Source organism: Glutamicibacter sp. Je.9.36 (genome assembly GCF_051129975.1).
In the GTDB taxonomy this organism is placed as follows: Bacteria; Actinomycetota; Actinomycetes; order Actinomycetales; family Micrococcaceae; genus Glutamicibacter.
On sequence record NZ_JBCPSN010000004.1, the window covers coordinates 56,856 to 74,900 of the forward strand.

The following is an 18,045-nucleotide window of genomic DNA, read 5'->3' on the forward strand; positions in this document are numbered from 1 at the left end:
CTTGGAGGCCATGGACGCCGAGCATTCGTTGAGGACGATCGTGGGCAACTCGATGTTGGAATCCGAGGTGCTTTTACCGTCCTGCGCCGTACTCACACCTCTAGTTTCCTCGTAACATTGGCAACTTGCAAGTAACAATGAACACCTGCGTCCACATAGTGAGACGAATGTTTCCAAACGTGATGCACAACACTTTAGACAATTCTAGGCTACCTAAGCGCTTAACTAAACAATATGGTCAACATATCAATAGAACTTCGTCATTATGTCCGGTCCATTCATAGGCCTGAATATTCATTCATCACTATGGTCCGTCCATACTTCAATCATTCGTCGTTCTTAGGGGTTGACCAAATTAACCACTATCGGTTCGGGTTTTCCCCGCATAAAATCGACTTATAGTCATAGCTGGCACACAGCAAAAACATATTCTCGGCCCATGGCAATAGGACAAGCTGATTAACATGAATGAATCACGATTCTCCCCTTCGCAATTGCCCCGGCTGACTCACCCTGATGGCACGGCAATCAAAGTTCTCGTGGTCGATGATGAACCTTCATTGGCGGAATTGGTCGCCATGGGAACCCGCATGCTCGGCTGGGAAGCCACGATGGCCCACGATGGGCCCGAAGCAGTAGCCACCGCTCGCTCCCTGGCGCCGGACGTACTGGTTCTCGACTGGATGCTGCCTGGGTTCGACGGCCCCGAGGTGCTGCGCAAGGTGCGCACCCACTTCCCTGAAATCCCGGTACTTTTCCTCACTGCCAAGGACGCGGTTGAAGACCGTATCGAGGGCCTGGGGGCCGGTGCAGACGACTACGTCGCCAAGCCCTTCAGCCTCGAAGAGGTCCTGATCCGATTGCACCGACTCGTGGAACGTTCCGGTGCGGCCACTGCGGATTCCGCTGAATTGGTGGTCGGCGATCTGGTGCTGAACATGGACTCGCACGACGTATCCCGCGCAGGCCGCGAAATTTCGCTGACCGCCACCGAATTCGACCTGCTCAGCTACCTGATGAACAACGCCCGCCGCGTGGTATCCAAGTCGCAGATCCTGGACAACGTCTGGCACTACGATTTCGACGGCCAGGCGAACATCGTCGAACTGTACATCTCGTACCTGCGCAAGAAGATTGACGTTGACTCAGAGCCGATGATCCACACCGTGCGTGGCGTTGGCTACGTGCTGAAGCCGGCTGCATGAGTTTCTTTTCCCCGAATACCAGGGTGAGCTCGCCGCACGCGCTGCAGCGCAAACTGCTGCTCATCCTGCTGACCTCGGTCACCGCCGTATCTGTCTTGCTCGGCCTGCTCTACAACGCGGGCATGCGCCAGACCTTGATGGACCAGCTCAACAGCCAGCTGCGGCTCACCACCGAACGCGCGCTGAATTATTCGCAGGGTGCACCAGCGGTGAACTCCCGGCTTGATGCCCCCGGCCAGTCCGCCGGCACGCTGACCGCTCGGTTCGTCGACAAATACGTCTTCAACGGCGGCGTGCTGGACGAACGCACCGGCGTGCTGAAGCAGCTGAGCCAGGAAGATGCCATCCCGATGGTGGATCTGGAGCTGAGCTCGTTGCGTGCCGGCGGGCAGTTCAAGCCGGTACGTGCCCACCTGACTGTGGGCGACTATTACCTCGTCGCAGTCAAGGACTCTGGATCCAACGGCATCCTGATTGTCGGATTGCCCCTGCACAGCACCGATCTGGCGTTGCGCGGCATGGCGTGGCTGACGCTGTTCATCGCCTTGATCCTGATCGCTGGTGCGGGCCTGGCCGGTTCGTGGCTGATCTCCCGCTCGCTTGCCTCGCTGAAGCGCGTGGCCACCGTGGCGGCTTCGGTTGCCGCCGAAGAACTTGATTCAGGAAAGGTGGACCTGACCCAGCGCGTCCCGGCGCAAGATGCAGTCCCCGGTACCGAGGTGGGCAATGTCGGCAATGCGCTGAACGCGATGATCAGCAACGTCTCCACCGCACTGACCGCCCGCGAGAAGTCCCAGGCCCAGATGCGCCAATTTGTCGCCGATGCCTCGCACGAACTGCGCACTCCGCTCTCGGCGATCCGCGGCTACACCGAGCTGCTCTCGGCCACTGAGCATTTCTCCCCGGACGGGCAGCGCTCGGTGGACCGCGTTCTGCAGCAAAGCAGCCGAATGAGCTCACTGGTTGAGAATCTGCTGCTCCTGGCTCGGCTGGATGAGGAGAATGCGTTCAAGCGCAGCGAAATTGACCTGTGCTCGCTGACATCGGATATCACCGAGGACTTCAAGCTCACCGCGAGCGACCACCATTGGGAGTTCGACTGCCAGGCGCCGCAGACCATTGTCAATGGCGACTCGGCCTCGCTTCGCCGGGTGATCACCAACCTCTTGGCCAACGCCCGCAAGCACACGACGGCCGGAAACACCGTCACCGTTTCGGTGGACCAAGACGAAGACACCGATGAAGCTATCATCCGGGTTCACGACACCGGTGAGGGCATTGCCCCGGAATTCCTGCCTCGGGTCTTCGAACGTTTCACCCGCGCCGACAAGGCGCGTTCTGGCTCCGATGGCACGACCGGGCTGGGCCTGCCGATCGCCAAGAGCATCGTCGAAGCCCACGGGGGCACCGTCACGGTCACCTCCCAGCCAGGAGATACCGTCTTCGAGGTCCGGCTTCCGTTGGACACGCCCGAAACCGGTGAAGAAACGCCGAAGGCTGCGGTGTAGTCACCGCAGCCTTCGGGCACATCGCTTAGCTGGAACTAGGCAATGGGCGGGGTCACGCCATACAGGCGGTCACCGGCATCGCCCAGGCCTGGGATGATGTAGGACTTCTCGTCCAGCTTTTCGTCCATCGCTGCCAGCACGATGTGCACGCGATGATCGCCACCGTGGATTTCCTTCAGACGCTCGATGCCCTCAGGGGCAGCAATCAGGCAGATGCAGGTAACGGATTCTGCGCCGCGCTCGAAGATGAACTTGATGGCCTCGGCCAGGGTGCCGCCGGTGGCCAGCATCGGATCCAGCACGAAGACCTGGCGGCCGGCCAAGTCATTGGGCACGCGGTCAGCGTAGGTGATGATGTCCAGGGTTTCCTCGTTGCGGGCCATGCCCAGGAATCCGACCTCAGCGGTCGGAACCAGTCGGGTCATGCCTTCGAGCATGCCAAGGCCTGCGCGCAGGATGGGGACAACCAGCGGGGTCGGCTTGGCAATGGAGGTACCGGTGGTGGTGGCGACCGGGGTCTGCACCTCAACGTTTTCGGTTTTCACCTCGCGGGTTGCCTCATAAGCCAGCAGGGTGACCAGTTCGTCGGTCAACTGCCGGAAAATCGAGGATGGGGTGTTCTTATCACGAAGAACCGAAACCTTGTGTGCCACCAGTGGGTGGTCGACTACCTGTACGCGCATAAGTAGAAATCTATCAGCACCGACTCAGGCAAATCGAGAGATATCCCTGATTTCCCGCCGTTAAACCACTTTGGTGTGCCCAAGGAAACAGCAAACTTCAGTGCAGTGCGCAGTGCGCCACACTCCGGGCGCCCGGCTACCGTCCCAAAACACGTAAAGTGAAAGCACTATGGTGCACGAATTTAATGCTTGGATGGACCTCGCCTTGGCTGAAGCGCGCAAAGCGCTGGCCACTGATGACGTACCCATCGGCGCCGTCATCCTCTCACCCGAAGGCGAAGTCCTGGCCACCGGACGCAACGAGCGCGAGGCCATCAAGGACCCCACGGCGCATGCCGAGGTGGTCGCCATTCGCAATGCGGTCAAGTCCTTGGCAGCCAAGGGACAAGATGATGGCTGGCGCTTACCCGATTGCACCCTGGTGGTGACCCTTGAGCCCTGCGCCATGTGCGCCGGGGCAATAGTCCTTTCGCGCATTCCCAAATTGGTCTTCGGGGCCTGGGATGAGAAGGCCGGCGCGTGCGGCTCGGTCTTCGATATCGTCCGTGAACCGCGATTGAACCACTGGGTCGAGGTGTACTCGCGGGTCAAGGAAGAAGAATGCGGTGACCTGTTGCGTGAATTCTTCCGGAGCAAGCGCGGCTAGAACCCGACGTTGATGTGTTTCGGAACACTTCAGGCCAAAATCAGCGCTCTCGTTTTTGTTTTCACCTGATGTTCGTTATAGAGTTATCAGGTCTGGTGACGTGTCCGAGCGGCCGAAGGTGCAACACTCGAAATGTTGTGTACGGTAACCCCGTACCGTGGGTTCAAATCCCACCGTCACCGCCAATGAAAACCCCTGGTCAGCCAGGGGTTTTCTTCCTTTAAAGAACTGGCGTGGTGCACATGTGGTGCATATTTCAGCGGAGGGACGTCGCAACATGGTCGTCATGCGTTGCGAACACGGCTACCACCACCATGCCGGCCCGCACGCCTGCGACTGGGGCAACCACGGTGAAGAGTGCCCCTACTGGGCATCGCGCAAGCAGGACGCTGCGAACCAATAGCCTCCCGGCGGGCTGCCGCACGCGCTACGCGCGCTTGCCATCAGGAAGCCGGGCGCAGAGAAAGATCCCCTTGCTGCTGGATGCAGCAAGGGGATCTCTTCGGGTTAGGCTCAGCGGATCTGGACGTGCTCGTCTCGGCTCATTCGGTGAACGAGCAGGCATTTCCTACTGTCGTGAAGTGCTGGCCTTCGGATGGTGCCGATAGTTGGTGAACGCCAGGATCAGTGCTGCGAGCAGCAGCACTCCGCCGACAGCCCATCCAACCACGGCGTAGTCAGTAAGCTGAGGGACGCGAGGCAGATTGATCGCGGCTACCGCAAGGAACAGAAGCACCACCACGGTACTCTTCCTGGCGGCAGACGAATTGCTAGGTTGCTTTGTCATTTGCCGTTTCCTTTCTCGTGCCTAGCTGGCACCGCTCAGGCACTGTCCTACGGATGCGCCGGCGACAGCGGTGAACCCAGCCACGCAGATGATGCAGCCTGTTCCAACGGTAACAGCACAGAATGCCGCACAGGTGGAGATGATCACGAGCGCCGCCATGGTGGAGATGCCCAGCGCGTTGAGGCACTTGATCACACCCTCGTTGCCAGCGGCCGCAACGCCCACCGACGAGTCTGCAGGAGACATGGCGCTCAAAGCCTTCGCAGCCTGAGCTTCAGCTTCGGGAGTGGCTTCAACAGTCCACTGCTTAAGGAGACTCCCATCGACCCACTGCTTCACATCGGCAGTGCTGTCGCTGGTGTACGTAACTTGAACCTGCGCAAAGCTCTGGACAACGTCTCCCGCGGCGTCGACGACGGCAACGGCGAACGAACCCTCGTCGTGGCCGTCGCCAGACGTAGCCACTGCCACCATCAGCGAACTGGAGCCATTGATCCGGGCGACGTTTGCCTGCTTGATATCGACTTCTGCGCCGTTTCGCAGCTGAGCGTCGAAACTCGGCTCAGCTATTGCGATCGCTCGCTCAACAGTTGAATCCGAAAGCGGCTCGTTGGTTGAGAACGAGCTTTCGGAAGCGTTGACTGGACTAGCAACCGCGAAGAGCATCGCCCAGCCTGCAACCATCGCGATGATTGCTTTCGAAATCTTTTTCATGTTGACCACTTCCTATTTCTGGGCCTGGTCGATGCAATAGCCGACCTGGCCGCCCCAGACGCCCGCAGCTGCCGCGATGCAGCCCACGCAGCCGAGCCCAACGGTTCCTACGCAGACCGCCGCGCAGGCGATAGTGATGGCGGTAATAACCCAGCCAGGGATGCCCGCGTTGGCAAGGCAGTTGTTGAGCTTGTCCCAGAAACCGGCATATGTGGTGACGTTGTTTTCCGCGTCAGCAGTGGTCAATTGCTTGTCCATGGTCAGATTTCCGTCAACCCACATGCGGGCATGACCAGATGCATCGTCGCCAACGAAAGCCATCTCTGTGCGCTGCGCAACGTTGCCTGAGTTGTCCAGGAGTGCACCGACTGTGGCGAGCTGGACGCCGTCGCCGACGAGCGGGTAGCTCACATACGATGTCCCGTCTGACATCGACCATGCTTGGACGCCGGAACGGTCAACTTTCAGACCTGAGAGCGACTCTGTTGGAAGATCGGCATTCTTGGCCAACTGGAGGGCCTCCGACTTCGACAGAATCTCGGCGTTCTCGCCGAAGCTGGCGATGCTGGTCACAGCCGGAGACGAAGCGGCCGCCGCTGGCTTAGTCAAAGCCGTACTCAGGCTCAGGACCAGGGAAGCGATTGCCACGAACGCGATCGCGAGGTACGTGACCCCGGAGCTGGATTGTTGTCTTGATGTTGGGATTGGAATGCAGTGGTCTTCATTTGACCTGACCGCAATCGAGTGAAGTTTGAGCTTCACGACTATCACCTTTTGAATGAATCGAAATCTACATCCTCGTAAAGATCGGCGCATCATCTGCCGTGCCAAGCGGGGGTCGACCGAAATCGAGCCTCCGCAACAAAAGTCCTCGGTCTGGATCGAATTGCCTCAGATACGAGCACGTTTAATAATCACCATTAAATAAGAACGGCGTAAATACTACTTAAGTAGGAGGGGCGAATCCCGCCCCCGGATTACTCGATGGTCGACAGGAGGGCAGATGGATGCTCGCCGAGACCATTGGCAATCTTCACGATGATGTCCAAGGTGGGATTCCTGCGACCACGCTCGATTCCGCTGACATAAGTCCTGTCTAGTTCAAGGTGGTTGGCAAAGGCTTCTTGCGACGTAAATCCCTTGGCTTTCCTCAACGCCCGAACTCTGTCGCCAAATGCGCGTCGATGCTCAGGAATGTTCATATATCAAGCTTTTCGATTAAAGCGAATATGCGAAACCACTGAAAAGCTACACGCGAATCCGTCGTGGTGCATTTTGATGCAGAAGCACCTGATAGCCGTGGTGAGCACCTGTGACTTGGTGTATTGAGATTCCAGTAATAACAAGGAACCTAAGGGTGACCCCAACAATCGGGTGAATTGCATAATGGGTTCAACTCCCACCGTCACCGCGTTGAATAGCCCCGGAATCCTTGTGATTCCGGGGTTTTTCTTATCTCAAATCGGCTTGTTGCCTTAAACTCCGGATCTGTTGCATTAAAGATAGAACAACCGGGTTAAAGGTAGAAGTGGCGACGGTACAACGACGAGAGCTAAAGCACGGTTACAGTTATCGAGTCGTTTGGCGGGAACCGGATGGAACTCTCCAACAACGTACATACAACAATGACGAAGACAAGGCGAAAGATCGCAGTCGCAATTTCGCTTGCACTTACGGATCACCAAACTGACGGCATCCATGACCGTCGTTCTCATGCTGAATCCAAACAGCTAGTGTCCGCGTTCCAAGCTGGCGGTGGTCCCGGAGCCTACTACAACACCGAAACCACCGATAGGGGTTCCCAGCTACAGTTGCTGCCAACAAACGGTAAGCAAGAAGGCAAACAAACGGTGCAACCGATCACAGCGGACCCTTCCCGGGGCATTGGGTCAGGCCGCCTATCAATCACCCTAGCGTCGAGCGAGGTGTAGGCAAAGAGGCTGGTCTGATTCATTGGGAATCCACAACAGATTCAAATCCCGACCCGTACTGGGGAGTGCGGCCTTGTTGCTCGTGAGAATCCACCCGCGTGTTGTCACTTAAACTAATCCAGCCCTCGCTGATTCGATCATCAACGAGGGCTGGTTGCGAGTTTTGCGCTGGGCGATGGATCCCCATCCATCGCCCCAAAGACTTCCGATTCCCCAAAAAAGGTTAGTCCGGCGTGAAACCTATGCACAGAATACTTCGTTAAGCCCATAACGCCTAGAGAATTTTTGGAATTGGGAAAAGTTTTTATTTTATCCCCGCCCACTTCACCTTTCACTCTCCTGCAACTACAGTAGCTATTGGCCTAGGCCAATTACGAAAAGTCACCAGTCAGGCATTGAGTTCGTTTCCCCAAGAGCGGCCTCACGCTGGTGAAACCCGTCAGCGTCCCCCAAGTGCTGGCGGGTTGCCTGCCTTAATACGGAAAACCGCCCCATTTTTGTGGAATGCTCCCCGGAAGTAGTACTGGTTTCCCTATCCAAATTCTGGGGAGCAGTCCACAATGGTTCCCGGGGGTTCGCTCTACCTAGAGCTAGTTCGCAAAGGTATCGGTGAGCTTGCCCTTGGCATGCCACAGCGCTAGCGAGTCGCCACCGTTGTTCAGGATTCCTGGCCCGTCCACGTAGTAGGCTTCTTCGCTGTTGGTACCCGGACCCGAGTACACGCGCAACTGCTCCCCTGGTTCCAGCTTGTATCCTTCGCCAATTTCCAGGATGTTGTTAGCGGCATCGCGAATGATGTAGCCGCTGACATCGATGGTGCGCTTTCCGGTGTTGTCCAGGATCACGTGCTCGCCATTTTCTGGGGCGATGTCATCTCCCGGTACGTCATTGATCGCGTTGGCAATCACCACGCCATTGTTGGCAGGGAAATCTTTCTGGCCAGCGATGTGGCGGTTCACCTGCGCTGGGAAGTCGCCGGTGATTCGCTCGACACCCAGGGCCAGTGCAGCATCGGCTGTTTCGACGGCGTTGACGGTGTAGACACCCAGGCCCAAGCCTGCGTCTTTCACGCGCTGCGCACCGGCGGCGTCAAGGGTGCGGTAGCTAGTGCCGAAAGAATCCGCGTAGGTCGCGTAGTTTGCCAGTTCCGAGGCAGAAGGCACGGTTCCGGTCAGCTGCTGCAGTGGTACTTCCGGTGCCAGTTGGGCAAAGATCTGGTTGGATGCTGCATCGAAGCTGAGGACCTCGATCTTGTTGGCCTCTGCCAGTGCCTTCCATTCAGGATCCTCAGCCAGCGCGTCGGCTACCAGCTTCTCCACGCCAGGGGACTTGGCTGGATCCTTGATTTCGATGAATACTCCCGTGCCACCGGTCAATGCACCTGGAACCTCATCGAAATGCGGAATCTTCGTTCCCTCGAACTCGTCTGAGAAGTAGGAACCGGCATCGAGCTGCTGCAGTTCTTCCCAGGTAAATGACGTGATGGGGTCATTGACGCGGTCAGGGAAGACCTCTGCCACGTTTGTGGTGCGGGAGGGCGTTCCGTCGTGGAAGATGAACGGTACTCCGTCCTTGGACAGCTGCACATCGATTTCGATGAATTCGGCGCCGGACTGGCTGCCTGCCTTGATGGCAGCCAAAGTGTTCTCCGGTGCCACGCCTGCTGCTCCGCGGTGGCCGATGATCAGTGGATCAGATCCAGTCGGTTCGATCTGAGCAGCTACGGCGGGAGCTGCCAATGTGACGGCCAAAGCCAGAGTTGCCGTGCCAAGGGTGATATTGCGCAGTTTCATGGAGCACTTCCGTCGGTGTCATTGGTGTACACCGGCCATGTTTCCGCGCGCTGATGACTGCGATCCCACACTGAGCTGAATCAGAGATTAAGCTTTTCTACTCAATCTCATGCGTGCTGAACTGGGTTTCCAGATTCGTCCCGTTCAATTCAAGGTAGATTTGCCCCTCGGTCACCGAGACGGACATAGTGTTGCGGCGGGTCAATGCTTGGGCCGCTGCATCAATGAATTTGGGGTCGAAGGAGCGCACCATGATCTCCTGCGACTGGTGGATCGTTTTGCCACGCCAAGAAGCCAGAAGCTTGGCAGGATCGCGGTGCGTGTAGACGGCGGTGCGGTCTGCCCGCTTGCTGCCCAAATGCAGGCGCTGGGCATCAGGGGCACCCACTTCAATCCACGCGGTGATGAGTCCGGTCAGGTCCTTGACCAAAATGGCTGGCTCTTCCCCGGTGGAAACGCCTCCGGCCGAGAAGGCGATGCCTTCTTCATACTCGAGGCAGTAGGCCAGCACACGGGTGACCATGTAGGCATCGGTTTCTGACGGATGCTGCGCAACACGGAGCGAAAGATCCTCGTAAACCCCGCGATCTACATCAGCAAGTTGAACTTCAAAGGTGTGTATAGTCGCGCCGATAGCCATAGTTCTCGAGTTTACCGTGAACGCCGCAGCTCCATCGACGAGAGGTACGTGGGCTAAGCCTTCGCCTCGCAGTTTCGAACCACGAAGAATCCTGCCAGCGATGACAAGCTGGCCACGGCCGCAAAGATGCCAACCATTGGATTTCCGCTAAAGGAAAGCACCGAACAAGCAGCAAAAAGAATGGCAGAAACAACGAACAAGGTCTTCATAAATACATCCTATTTGATACAGCTCGCGGATAAAAGACATATCTAGGGGTGGCAGTTTTCCCACTCAGCCCCTTGAGCCACTGGCAAAGGAGCTCAACAGTTCGAGCATGCAGCTACCGGGACTCCGCTCAATATCATCTGGCAGCCCACTTCGCGCTATCCACCGACTGATACCGAAAAGCCCAGTACGAGGTGCACGCGCACGTCGTGGTGCGCCCGACCCAAGCACGCGGAACCGCTACCGACGCCACGATTCTTCTTGGGCTTCACATCCTGCCAGCATGGTCTACACTGAGGCCCACTGGCCACCTGCTGGGGATCCGACGAGCTTCCGGGATATCTGGAGCGCCGGCCTGCCATCGACGGGCCTTTATCCAGCGCAGCGCAAGAAGCTGGTCCATAGCCATACATCTGCCTGAACATCCTCGCGCCGCGAACTGCCCGTCCGGTGGGCCCTCTGGCCTCCGCTCACGCTGGTTGCAAAGTCCCAGATAACAGGGGGTCTGGTGAGTAATCCGGAATCCGCTTCCGTCGACCACCCGGTGCAGCTGGCCTTCCATGACGGCCGGTCGCTGCTGAGGCGAAGGGAACACGGTGCTACTTATGCAATGCCCTCCGGATGCTCGTCGGCCCATCGATGCGCTCGGGAAACCAGCTGCTCCGACAGCCCGGACAAGTCTCCCTTGCCGCTGCCCAGCGCAAGTCCGAGCAGGAAAGTGCTCAAAGGCGCTGCCGGCCGGGCTACTTCGTGAGCTACATGCTTGGCTGCATCAAGCACGGTAGCGATATCCACTTCGCCGGAGTCCAGACCCAATTCCTTGGCGGCTACTTCCAGCCAATCGTTCAGTGCTTCGGGTGGCAAATGCTGTGCCATGGCTTTCCTTTCATTCTGGCGGGCGCTTTCCAGTGCCTGCGGGGTATCAATGTCGCTGCTGGTTTCATCATCCACCGGTACCCGCGCCAGCTGCAGCTGATTCAAGGCTCGGCGCACCGGGGCATTGACCAGGTTCCCGCCCAACTCTGCGCAGACCGAGGCCAGTGCCGAGGTGCGGTAGATTCCAGCCAGCCATTGGGTGTGGTCTTGCGCGTCAACCAGCAGCAAGCCATCGGCTGCGCGTTGCCCAAAGCCGTTGATCAACGCGGTGGCCACCGCGACCGGCCGTTGCAGGTCGCAGGCCAGAACCATAGTCCAGTCGCTGCCTGCGCTGGCAGCTAGTTCTGCAAGCCCGGCAGCGATGCCCGCCAAGGGACCAGCGAATGGCGGATCCTCCCGGAGAACGGAATCGGCCTTGGTGCCCGCGGAATCCGGGCCGACCACAACGATGCGTAGTGCGCCGGTTGTGCGGGCCGCGGCGACCACGCGGTCAACCAGACGCTGTCCGTGCAGCAGTATTTCGGCTTTGCCTTCGCCGCCCAGCCGAGAGCCCCTGCCGCCGGCGAGCACCAGGGCATTGAAGTTGGCGAGCTGCCGCGTGCTCATGGGATCATCCCCAGTACTTCGACTTCATCGCCGGGGTGGATCTGGTTGACGCCAGCCGGGACCAGCGCGTAGCCCTGGGCAGCGCCGAAGCCGCCCACCGAGTGGGAAATGCTGCTGGCTTGAACCGCCGGTGCGCACCGCAGTTGCTCCCCCTGCTCGAGGACTACCGGGATGACCTGCATGCGTCCGGCCGCGGCTTTCCACCCCACCGCGGCGATGGCGCGCAAAGTCGGGCGCAGCACCTCGCGGTGGCCTTGCATGGCCCGCAGGCACGGGCGCACGAACAGCTCGAAGCTGACCGCTGCGCTGACCGGGTTGCCGGGCAGGGCGAAGACCATCGCGCCGGCCTCCAAACGGCCCGCGCATTGCGGCTGGCCGGGGCGGATCTTCACCCGGGCCGCCCGCACTGCCGGTTCGGCTTCCAGCACCTGGCGCATCACATCGTAGGCGCCGGGGCCTACTCCCCCAGTGCTCAGGATGGCATCATGCGTGGAGCCGAGCACCTCCAGCTGTTCGCGGACCGCTTGAGTGTCATCCACGCAGTGCACCACGGTAGCTGCCTGGATGCCGGATTCAGCCAGGAGCCCTGCCATGAGCAGCGAATTGGTTTCCGGGATTTGCCCGCGCGAGAGCCTTTCACCGGGCGCAAGCAATTCCGCCCCGGTGACCAGCACGGCCACCTTGGGCTGTGTGCGCACCGACAGCTTGCTGGCACCGGCTGCCGCCAAGGCGGAAAGACGGGTCGCGGTGAGCTGCTCGCCGGCATAGGCCACCAGGTCACCGGCGGCCTTGTCCTCGCCGCTGCGGCGGATGTCCTTGCCTGCCGGCACCGGCCCATGGATCTGCACGGTTTCGGCATCCCAGCCATCTGCAGCGGCTGAAGTGTCCTCGATGCGCATCACGGCATCGGCATCCGTCGGGATCGGAGCACCGGTCATGATCTTCACGCACTGGCCCGGTTCCAGCTTCGGGTCCCAGCCGCTGCCCGCGGGCACTTCGCCGACGACTTCCAGGGCAATTGGCGCCTCAGCGGTATCCTCGGAGCGCACCGCATAGCCGTCCATGGCCGAGTTGTCCCACAAGGGCAACGGGTGCGCGGAGGTGGCATCCTCGGCCAGCACCGCGCCGTGCAGGAGGGGGAAACCGCCTGCCACCTCGATCTGCTGCGGGGCCAACGGCACGACCTGCGACAGCAGCCGCGCGCGGTGCACTTCAAGTTCCACGGGTTCATTGACGGTGCTCATGGCTGCTCTTCCTGGATGCTCCTGGGGTGCTGCGCTGGCAAGGTGGCCACCACCGCGCGCACAAAACGGTTGGCCGGATCGGCGAAGACCTGCTCGACAGTTCCCTGCGCAATGATGCTTCCCCGTTCCAGCACCAGCAGGTCATCGGCGAGCGCCAAGGTGTCGGCGGCCGAATGCGAGACGACGATGGCGCTGGTGGCGGTACGTTCCAGCTCTTCGCGCACCAATGCGCGCATGTCCATGGCGGCTTCGACATCCAGCGAGGCGAAGGGCTCGTCGATCAGCAGGATCTTGGGCTGGGCGGCCAAGGCCCGGGCCAGCGCAATGCGTTGGCGCTGCCCGCCGGAGAGGGCCTCGGGCCGGTGGGTGGCGATTTCTTCCAGTCCCAGCCGCCCGATCCATTCGGCGGCCACGGCCTTGGCGGCAGCCTTGTCCAGTCCCCCGGCCCGGGCGCCAAAGGCGATATTCTTCAGCGCATCCAGGTGCGGGAACAGGTGCGGGTCTTGGCCCAGCAGGCCCACCTCGCGCAGGTGCGGCGGGCGGTGCTGCTTCGCGTCGGCCAGCAGGGAACCGGAAAGCTCGATGCGCCCCTCGGCAATCTTCTGGATCCCGGCAATGGCATGCACAATGGTGGACTTGCCCGAGCCGCTGGGGCCCATCATCGCCAGCGTGCTGCCGGCAGGCACTTCGAATTCAACGTCCACGTCGAATCCGGTGCGCGGCACGCGCAGCGCAACCTTCAATGTCATTTCAAGGCCCCCGGACGCCAGGCGCGCACCAGCAGCAGCACCACTACCGCGGTAGCCAGGAGCAGGATCGACAGGGCAACGGCCGAGTCGCGTCCGGTTCCAGCCCCGTTGAACGCGGTGTAGATGGCCAGCGGCATGGTCTGGGTAACCCCCGGCGCGTTGCCGGCGAATAGCGCGGTGGCCCCGAATTCGCCGATGGCCCGCGCGAAGCACAGGATCACGCCGGCCACCAGTCCGGGGGCGGCCAGCGGCAAGGTGATGCGGGTGAGCACCATCCAGCGCCCGGCGCCCAGGGTGGCGGCGGCTTGTTCGTACCCGGCGCCGGCGGCACGCAGCGATCCTTCCACGGAGAGCACCAGGAAGGGCAGGGCCACGAAGCTCTGGGCAATGACCACCGCGGCGGTGGAAAAGGGCAGGGTAATCCCCCACAGGGAATCGATGAACTGGCCGATGGGGCTGGTGCGCCCGAAGAGGAAGAGCAGGGCCACGCCGCCGACCATGGGCGGCAGCACCAGCGGCACGGCGATCAAGGCCCGCAATAGCTGGGCTACACGGGCCGAGCTGCGGGCCATCAGCACCGCCAGCGGCACGCCGAGCAGCACGCACAGGACGGTGGCAGCCACCCCGGTGCGCAAGCTCAGCCAGAGCGCCGAGAGGGCTTGGGGGCTGGTGGCGTCGGCCACCAGCGTGGACCAGCTGGCACGGGTGAGAAGCGCCAGCAGCGGCAGCACCAGCAACCCCACGCCCAGCAAGGCCGGGGCAATGGCGAAGCCTGGAACCCGTACCCCGGTATCGCTAGCCATTGGCCTGTGCAGCCCCGGTGCCGAAACCGTGCTCTGCCAGGATTTCCTGGCCGCGTTCGCTGATCACGAAGTCCACGAAGGCCTGCGCACCGGGGTTCTGGCCCAGCGTGGCGATCGGATAGGTGTTCACGACCTCGTCGGCTCCTTCCGGAACGATCGCGGCGACGTTTTCGTCACCCAGCACATCGGTGGCGTAGACCAGTCCGGCATCCGCTTCCCCGGCGGCCACCTTCTGCAGCACCGCGGTGACGTTCTGCTCCTCGCTGGCCGGGGCCACTTCGACGCCCTGGGCCTGTAGCAGCTGGCGTGAGGCCGAGCCGCACGGCACCTGCTGCGCGCACAGCACCGTGGTGGCCTCGGCAAGGTCTTCCAGCGAATCGATATCCGCCGGGTTCTCCTGCGGTACCGCGATCACCATGGTGTTGCTGGCGAAGATCACCGGCTCGTGGCCGAACCCGGCTTCGGTTACCTCCAGCATGTTGCGTTCATCGGCCGAGGCGAAGACGTCCACGTGCGCGCCTTCAAGGATCTGCGTGGCCAGGGTCGAAGAGCCGTCATAGGAGATGCCGGCGATCTGCACCTCCGGGTGCTCAGCGGTGAATTCCCCGGAGATCTGCTCGAAGGCGCTTTGCAAGGAGGCCGCCGCAGAAATGGTGATGGGTTCGGACGCGGCCTGATCGGAAGAGCCGCTGGCCGAACAGCCCGTCAAAGCCAGCACGGCCGCCGCGAGCCCGGCAAAGGCTCGGAACCGTGGAAACGGGCGGTGCTGCATGGGATCTCCTTGAAATCGGGGGCTGGTGCCAATGCTACCGTTGCGCCAACCGGGGCCGATCCATTTTGCGTACTTGATTTGTTACTTTCAGGTTAACCGTCTTCCACGCAACGGTGCCGGGGGCTACTGTGGAGTGTATGAAAGCACAAGCGGCCGGCACCCTGGGCGATGCCCGTGGACGGCCCCTGCATGACCTGCGGATTTCGGTGACAGACCGCTGCAATTTCCGCTGCGTCTACTGCATGCCCAAGGAGATCTTCGGCCGCGACTTCGTTTTCCGCGAGCGCTCCGAGCTGCTCAGCTTCGAGGAGATCGAGCGGCTGGCCCGCGTCAGCGTTTCGCTGGGGGTCACCAAGCTGCGGTTGACCGGCGGCGAGCCGCTGCTGCGCCGCGGCATCGTGGACCTGGTGAGCATGCTCGCCAAGCTGCGCACCCCCGAGGGCCAGCCGGTGGATCTGGCAATGACCACCAACGGGTCGGCGCTGCCGGTGCTCGCACCTGCGTTGAAGGAAGCCGGGCTGAATCGCGTGACCATCTCCTTGGATTCCTTGGATGACGGGAAGTTCAAGGCCATCAACGACGTGGATTTCCCGGTCTCCCGGGTACTGCACGCCATCGACGTCGCCGGCGAAGTGGGACTGGGTCCGGTGAAGATCAATACCGTGGTCAAGCGCGGGGTCAATGACTCGGAGATCCTGTCGCTGGCCGAGCACTTCCGCGGCACTGGGGCGATCCTGCGCTTCATCGAATACATGGATGTGGGCACCACCAACGGCTGGAAGCTGGATGAGGTGCTGCCCTCCTCCGAGGTCGTGGCCATGGTCAATAGGCGCTGGGCTCTGGAACCGGTGACTAAAACCGAACCGGGTGAAACGGCCAACCGCTGGCGCTACCAGGACGGAGCCGGGGAGATCGGCGTGATTTCCAGTGTCACCAATGCCTTCTGCGGCAATTGCTCGCGCGCCCGGGTTTCGGCCGAAGGCCAGTTGTACACCTGCCTGTTTGCCGGCTCGGGCTATGACCTGCGCCAGCTGATGCGCGACGGGATCAGCGACGAGGATCTTGCCAAGGCGCTGACCGGGCACTGGCGCAAGCGCGATGACAACTACTCGGAGCTGCGCGCCGCGCTGACCCCGGGCAACCGCAAGCGCATCGAGATGTCCTACATCGGGGGCTAGCCCATCGATTTCTGCCCGTCCAGGGATTCGCGGATGATGTCCGCATGCCCCGAATGCTGGGTGGTCTCGGCAATGATGTGCAGCAAGGTGCGGCGCACCGACCATTGCTTGTCGGTGAACCATGGGGCCGAGGGCAGCTCATGCACGGTATCCAGGTCCACCTCTGCCAGCAGCGCGTCGGTGCGGTCGGCAATCTGCGCGTAGTTCTCCAGCAGCTCTTCCAGGCTTTCTCCGTCTTGCATGCGGAATTCATTGAGGAAGGCTTCGACCGCCTCGGGCGGCATCTGGCTGAAATCCGCTCCGTCCCAGGCCATGGCCGCCCGTCCCATGACGATGAATCCCTGCCACTGCTTTTCGACCGCGGTCACGTGCTTGATCAATCCGCCGAGGGTCAATTCGCTCACCGTGGTGCGTTGCGATGCCTGCTCGTCGTTCAGGCCCTGGACAGTGAAACGCAGGAAATGCCTCGCGTTGGCCAGAGCCTGGAGCAGGTCAGCGCGTTCGCCGGTGAGGGTGGTGTTGGTGATGGCCATGGTGCTCATGATTGCCTCCTGGCATAAGCTGCAGCCGGTATTTCCAGCTGGTAATAACCAGAGTAGAAGTGAAAAGTGCCAGTTTTTGTCCTAAATCAAGGCAGACTTGTTGCATGAGTACCAGCACCAGATTCTTGCGCCTGCTCTCGCTGCTGCAGACCCATCGCTATTGGTCAGGAGACGAGCTCGCCGAACGCCTGGATGTCAGCCTGCGCACCGTTCGCCGGGACATCGACAGGCTCCGCGATCTCGGTTATCCGGTGCAGGCTGATCGCGGCGTGGGCGGCGGCTACCAGCTGGCCTCCGGCACCGCGCTGCCTCCCTTGGTGCTCGACGATGAGGAAGCCGTCGCGCTGGTAGTCTCATTGCAATCCACCGTGCATGGCGGATCTTCCGCACTGGCCGAGGCGGCACTGCGGGCGATGGGAAAAGTTGTGCCCGTACTGCCAGCCAGATTGAGGAAGCGGGCGCAGGCTCTGACCGCGAGCACTGTCCCGCTCAATTCCCAGTCCTCCGCAACAGATCCGGTGGATCCAGCGGTACTGGTGGCATTGGCCCAGGCATGCCGCGATCATGAACGAATCGCCTTCGACTACAAGGACGCCAAGTCAGCAGAAACCTCGCGCCGGGTAGAACCGGTCCAATTAGTGAATGTGGGCAACCGCTACTATCTGGTGGCCTTTGATCTGGACCGCGATGATTGGCGCAGTTTCCGGGTGGATCGCGCATTGAACCCCTCACCCAGGGCATTGCGGTTTGCGCCGCGTGAAGTGCCAGGTGGCGACGCAGCGGCCTTCGTGCGCGCAGGATTGCGCGGCAGCGGGCAACCAGAAGTGAGCGCCCGGATCCAGGCCAGCGCCGAAAAGCTGGAGCCGCTCATTGGCCGCTGGTTCCAGATCCAGCAGATCGATGAGAACAGCTGCCTCGTGCGCACCGAGAATATGGATCTGCGCTGGGCAGCGTTCGGCCTAGCGATGAGCGAGGCGAGCGTCAGCGATATTCAGCCAGCAGAACTGCGAGCACTTTTGGATTCTTGGATTTCTAACTTCTCAGGCGTATCTCGTGGATGATGAAACACAAAACGGTAGTTGAGCCCATGGCGCATATTGATATTTCACCTAAAGATCCGCTACAGGTGCCGGGCGAAATCTAAAAGTCTGTCAAAGAGGG

At 60.8% G+C, this 18,045-nt stretch carries 19 protein-coding genes and 1 tRNA gene; 6 read left to right on the top strand and 14 right to left on the bottom strand.

The window, feature by feature from the left end; all coding sequences use genetic code 11:
* Positions 1–464: 464 nt before the first annotated feature.
* Positions 465–1,205: a response regulator transcription factor gene (locus AAZQ98_RS11145; protein WP_434692253.1), complete on the top strand. Its 741-nt coding sequence runs from the start codon at positions 465–467 to the stop codon at positions 1,203–1,205.
* Positions 1,202–2,713, top strand: a complete 1,512-nt coding sequence (locus AAZQ98_RS11150) for a sensor histidine kinase (RefSeq protein ID WP_434692254.1) — start codon at positions 1,202–1,204, stop codon at positions 2,711–2,713. The genes AAZQ98_RS11145 and AAZQ98_RS11150 overlap by 4 nt, the downstream gene beginning before the upstream one ends.
* Positions 2,714–2,748: 35 nt before the next feature.
* Here the strand turns inward: AAZQ98_RS11150 and upp are convergent, their stop codons facing one another.
* Complete coding sequence (gene upp, locus AAZQ98_RS11155; RefSeq protein WP_332488309.1) at positions 2,749–3,396, bottom strand: uracil phosphoribosyltransferase; 648 nt, start codon at positions 3,394–3,396, stop codon at positions 2,749–2,751.
* Between the two features lie 169 nt (positions 3,397–3,565).
* Here upp and tadA point away from each other — a divergent pair, with 169 nt between their 5' ends.
* Together tadA and AAZQ98_RS11165 are read left to right on the top strand one after the other, a co-directional pair.
* Positions 3,566–4,042 (top strand): tRNA adenosine(34) deaminase TadA, encoded by a 477-nt coding sequence (gene tadA, locus AAZQ98_RS11160; protein ID WP_434692256.1) that lies wholly within the window; start codon positions 3,566–3,568, stop codon positions 4,040–4,042.
* Between the two features lie 94 nt (positions 4,043–4,136).
* A tRNA-Ser gene (locus AAZQ98_RS11165) sits at positions 4,137–4,227 on the top strand.
* Positions 4,228–4,610: 383 nt separating this feature from the next.
* Here the strand turns inward: AAZQ98_RS11165 and AAZQ98_RS11170 are convergent.
* The 12 genes from AAZQ98_RS11170 to modA form a co-directional block, all read right to left on the bottom strand.
* Positions 4,611–4,829, bottom strand: coding sequence for a hypothetical protein (locus tag AAZQ98_RS11170; protein WP_388024347.1), 219 nt, complete (start codon positions 4,827–4,829; stop codon positions 4,611–4,613).
* A 21-nt stretch (positions 4,830–4,850) separates the two neighbouring features.
* Entirely contained in the window at positions 4,851–5,543 is a 693-nt protein-coding gene (locus tag AAZQ98_RS11175) for a hypothetical protein (protein WP_434692259.1), read from the bottom strand.
* Positions 5,544–5,555: 12 nt separating this feature from the next.
* Entirely contained in the window at positions 5,556–6,305 is a 750-nt protein-coding gene (locus AAZQ98_RS11180) for a hypothetical protein (protein ID WP_434692261.1), read from the bottom strand.
* Positions 6,306–6,520: 215 nt separating this feature from the next.
* Complete coding sequence (locus AAZQ98_RS11185) at positions 6,521–6,745, bottom strand: helix-turn-helix domain-containing protein (protein WP_434692262.1); 225 nt, start codon at positions 6,743–6,745, stop codon at positions 6,521–6,523.
* 1,319 nt (positions 6,746–8,064) lie between these two features.
* On the bottom strand, positions 8,065–9,267 hold the full coding sequence (locus tag AAZQ98_RS11190; protein WP_434692264.1) for a glycerophosphodiester phosphodiesterase family protein: 1,203 nt from the start codon (positions 9,265–9,267) through the stop codon (positions 8,065–8,067).
* Positions 9,268–9,364: 97 nt separating this feature from the next.
* On the bottom strand, positions 9,365–9,907 hold the full coding sequence (locus AAZQ98_RS11195; RefSeq protein ID WP_105658829.1) for a YaeQ family protein: 543 nt from the start codon (positions 9,905–9,907) through the stop codon (positions 9,365–9,367).
* Between the two features lie 53 nt (positions 9,908–9,960).
* On the bottom strand, positions 9,961–10,116 hold the full coding sequence (locus AAZQ98_RS11200; protein ID WP_365943103.1) for a hypothetical protein: 156 nt from the start codon (positions 10,114–10,116) through the stop codon (positions 9,961–9,963).
* 601 nt (positions 10,117–10,717) lie between these two features.
* On the bottom strand, positions 10,718–11,596 hold the full coding sequence (locus AAZQ98_RS11205; protein ID WP_434692266.1) for an NTP transferase domain-containing protein: 879 nt from the start codon (positions 11,594–11,596) through the stop codon (positions 10,718–10,720).
* The gene (locus AAZQ98_RS11210) at positions 11,593–12,840 is read right to left on the bottom strand and encodes a molybdopterin molybdotransferase MoeA (protein WP_434692269.1); all 1,248 of its coding nucleotides are present in this window, start codon (positions 12,838–12,840) and stop codon (positions 11,593–11,595) included. The genes AAZQ98_RS11205 and AAZQ98_RS11210 overlap by 4 nt, the downstream gene beginning before the upstream one ends.
* Positions 12,837–13,589: an ATP-binding cassette domain-containing protein gene (locus tag AAZQ98_RS11215; RefSeq protein WP_434692272.1), complete on the bottom strand. Its 753-nt coding sequence runs from the start codon at positions 13,587–13,589 to the stop codon at positions 12,837–12,839. Before AAZQ98_RS11215 ends, AAZQ98_RS11210 begins: the two co-directional genes overlap by 4 nt.
* The gene (locus tag AAZQ98_RS11220; RefSeq protein ID WP_434692275.1) at positions 13,586–14,392 is read right to left on the bottom strand and encodes an ABC transporter permease; all 807 of its coding nucleotides are present in this window, start codon (positions 14,390–14,392) and stop codon (positions 13,586–13,588) included. The genes AAZQ98_RS11215 and AAZQ98_RS11220 overlap by 4 nt, the downstream gene beginning before the upstream one ends.
* Complete coding sequence (modA, locus tag AAZQ98_RS11225) at positions 14,385–15,164, bottom strand: molybdate ABC transporter substrate-binding protein (protein ID WP_434692278.1); 780 nt, start codon at positions 15,162–15,164, stop codon at positions 14,385–14,387. The genes AAZQ98_RS11220 and modA overlap by 8 nt, the downstream gene beginning before the upstream one ends.
* 137 nt (positions 15,165–15,301) lie before the next feature.
* On the opposite strand from modA, the gene moaA reads away from it, so the two are divergent.
* On the top strand, positions 15,302–16,342 hold the full coding sequence (gene moaA, locus AAZQ98_RS11230) for a GTP 3',8-cyclase MoaA (RefSeq protein WP_434692280.1): 1,041 nt from the start codon (positions 15,302–15,304) through the stop codon (positions 16,340–16,342).
* Here moaA and AAZQ98_RS11235 read toward each other — a convergent pair.
* Positions 16,339–16,884, bottom strand: a complete 546-nt coding sequence (locus AAZQ98_RS11235; protein ID WP_434692282.1) for a DinB family protein — start codon at positions 16,882–16,884, stop codon at positions 16,339–16,341. The genes moaA and AAZQ98_RS11235 overlap by 4 nt on opposite strands.
* A 104-nt stretch (positions 16,885–16,988) precedes the next feature.
* On the opposite strand from AAZQ98_RS11235, the gene AAZQ98_RS11240 reads away from it, so the two are divergent.
* On the top strand, positions 16,989–17,945 hold the full coding sequence (locus tag AAZQ98_RS11240) for a helix-turn-helix transcriptional regulator (protein ID WP_434692285.1): 957 nt from the start codon (positions 16,989–16,991) through the stop codon (positions 17,943–17,945).
* Positions 17,946–18,045: the final 100 nt, after the last annotated feature.

Coding starts and splice junctions, on each gene's coding strand:
- AAZQ98_RS11145 (WP_434692253.1), top strand. CDS start 465: ATGAATGAATCACGATTCTCCCCTTCGCAATTGCCCCGGCTGACTCAC.
- AAZQ98_RS11150 (WP_434692254.1), top strand. CDS start 1,202: ATGAGTTTCTTTTCCCCGAATACCAGGGTGAGCTCGCCGCACGCGCTG.
- upp (WP_332488309.1), bottom strand. CDS start 3,396: ATGCGCGTACAGGTAGTCGACCACCCACTGGTGGCACACAAGGTTTCG.
- tadA (WP_434692256.1), top strand. CDS start 3,566: ATGGTGCACGAATTTAATGCTTGGATGGACCTCGCCTTGGCTGAAGCG.
- AAZQ98_RS11170 (WP_388024347.1), bottom strand. CDS start 4,829: ATGACAAAGCAACCTAGCAATTCGTCTGCCGCCAGGAAGAGTACCGTG.
- AAZQ98_RS11175 (WP_434692259.1), bottom strand. CDS start 5,543: ATGAAAAAGATTTCGAAAGCAATCATCGCGATGGTTGCAGGCTGGGCG.
- AAZQ98_RS11185 (WP_434692262.1), bottom strand. CDS start 6,745: ATGAACATTCCTGAGCATCGACGCGCATTTGGCGACAGAGTTCGGGCG.
- AAZQ98_RS11190 (WP_434692264.1), bottom strand. CDS start 9,267: ATGAAACTGCGCAATATCACCCTTGGCACGGCAACTCTGGCTTTGGCC.
- AAZQ98_RS11195 (WP_105658829.1), bottom strand. CDS start 9,907: ATGGCTATCGGCGCGACTATACACACCTTTGAAGTTCAACTTGCTGAT.
- AAZQ98_RS11200 (WP_365943103.1), bottom strand. CDS start 10,116: ATGAAGACCTTGTTCGTTGTTTCTGCCATTCTTTTTGCTGCTTGTTCG.
- AAZQ98_RS11205 (WP_434692266.1), bottom strand. CDS start 11,596: ATGAGCACGCGGCAGCTCGCCAACTTCAATGCCCTGGTGCTCGCCGGC.
- AAZQ98_RS11210 (WP_434692269.1), bottom strand. CDS start 12,840: ATGAGCACCGTCAATGAACCCGTGGAACTTGAAGTGCACCGCGCGCGG.
- AAZQ98_RS11215 (WP_434692272.1), bottom strand. CDS start 13,589: ATGACATTGAAGGTTGCGCTGCGCGTGCCGCGCACCGGATTCGACGTG.
- AAZQ98_RS11220 (WP_434692275.1), bottom strand. CDS start 14,392: ATGGCTAGCGATACCGGGGTACGGGTTCCAGGCTTCGCCATTGCCCCG.
- modA (WP_434692278.1), bottom strand. CDS start 15,164: ATGCAGCACCGCCCGTTTCCACGGTTCCGAGCCTTTGCCGGGCTCGCG.
- moaA (WP_434692280.1), top strand. CDS start 15,302: ATGAAAGCACAAGCGGCCGGCACCCTGGGCGATGCCCGTGGACGGCCC.
- AAZQ98_RS11235 (WP_434692282.1), bottom strand. CDS start 16,884: ATGAGCACCATGGCCATCACCAACACCACCCTCACCGGCGAACGCGCT.
- AAZQ98_RS11240 (WP_434692285.1), top strand. CDS start 16,989: ATGAGTACCAGCACCAGATTCTTGCGCCTGCTCTCGCTGCTGCAGACC.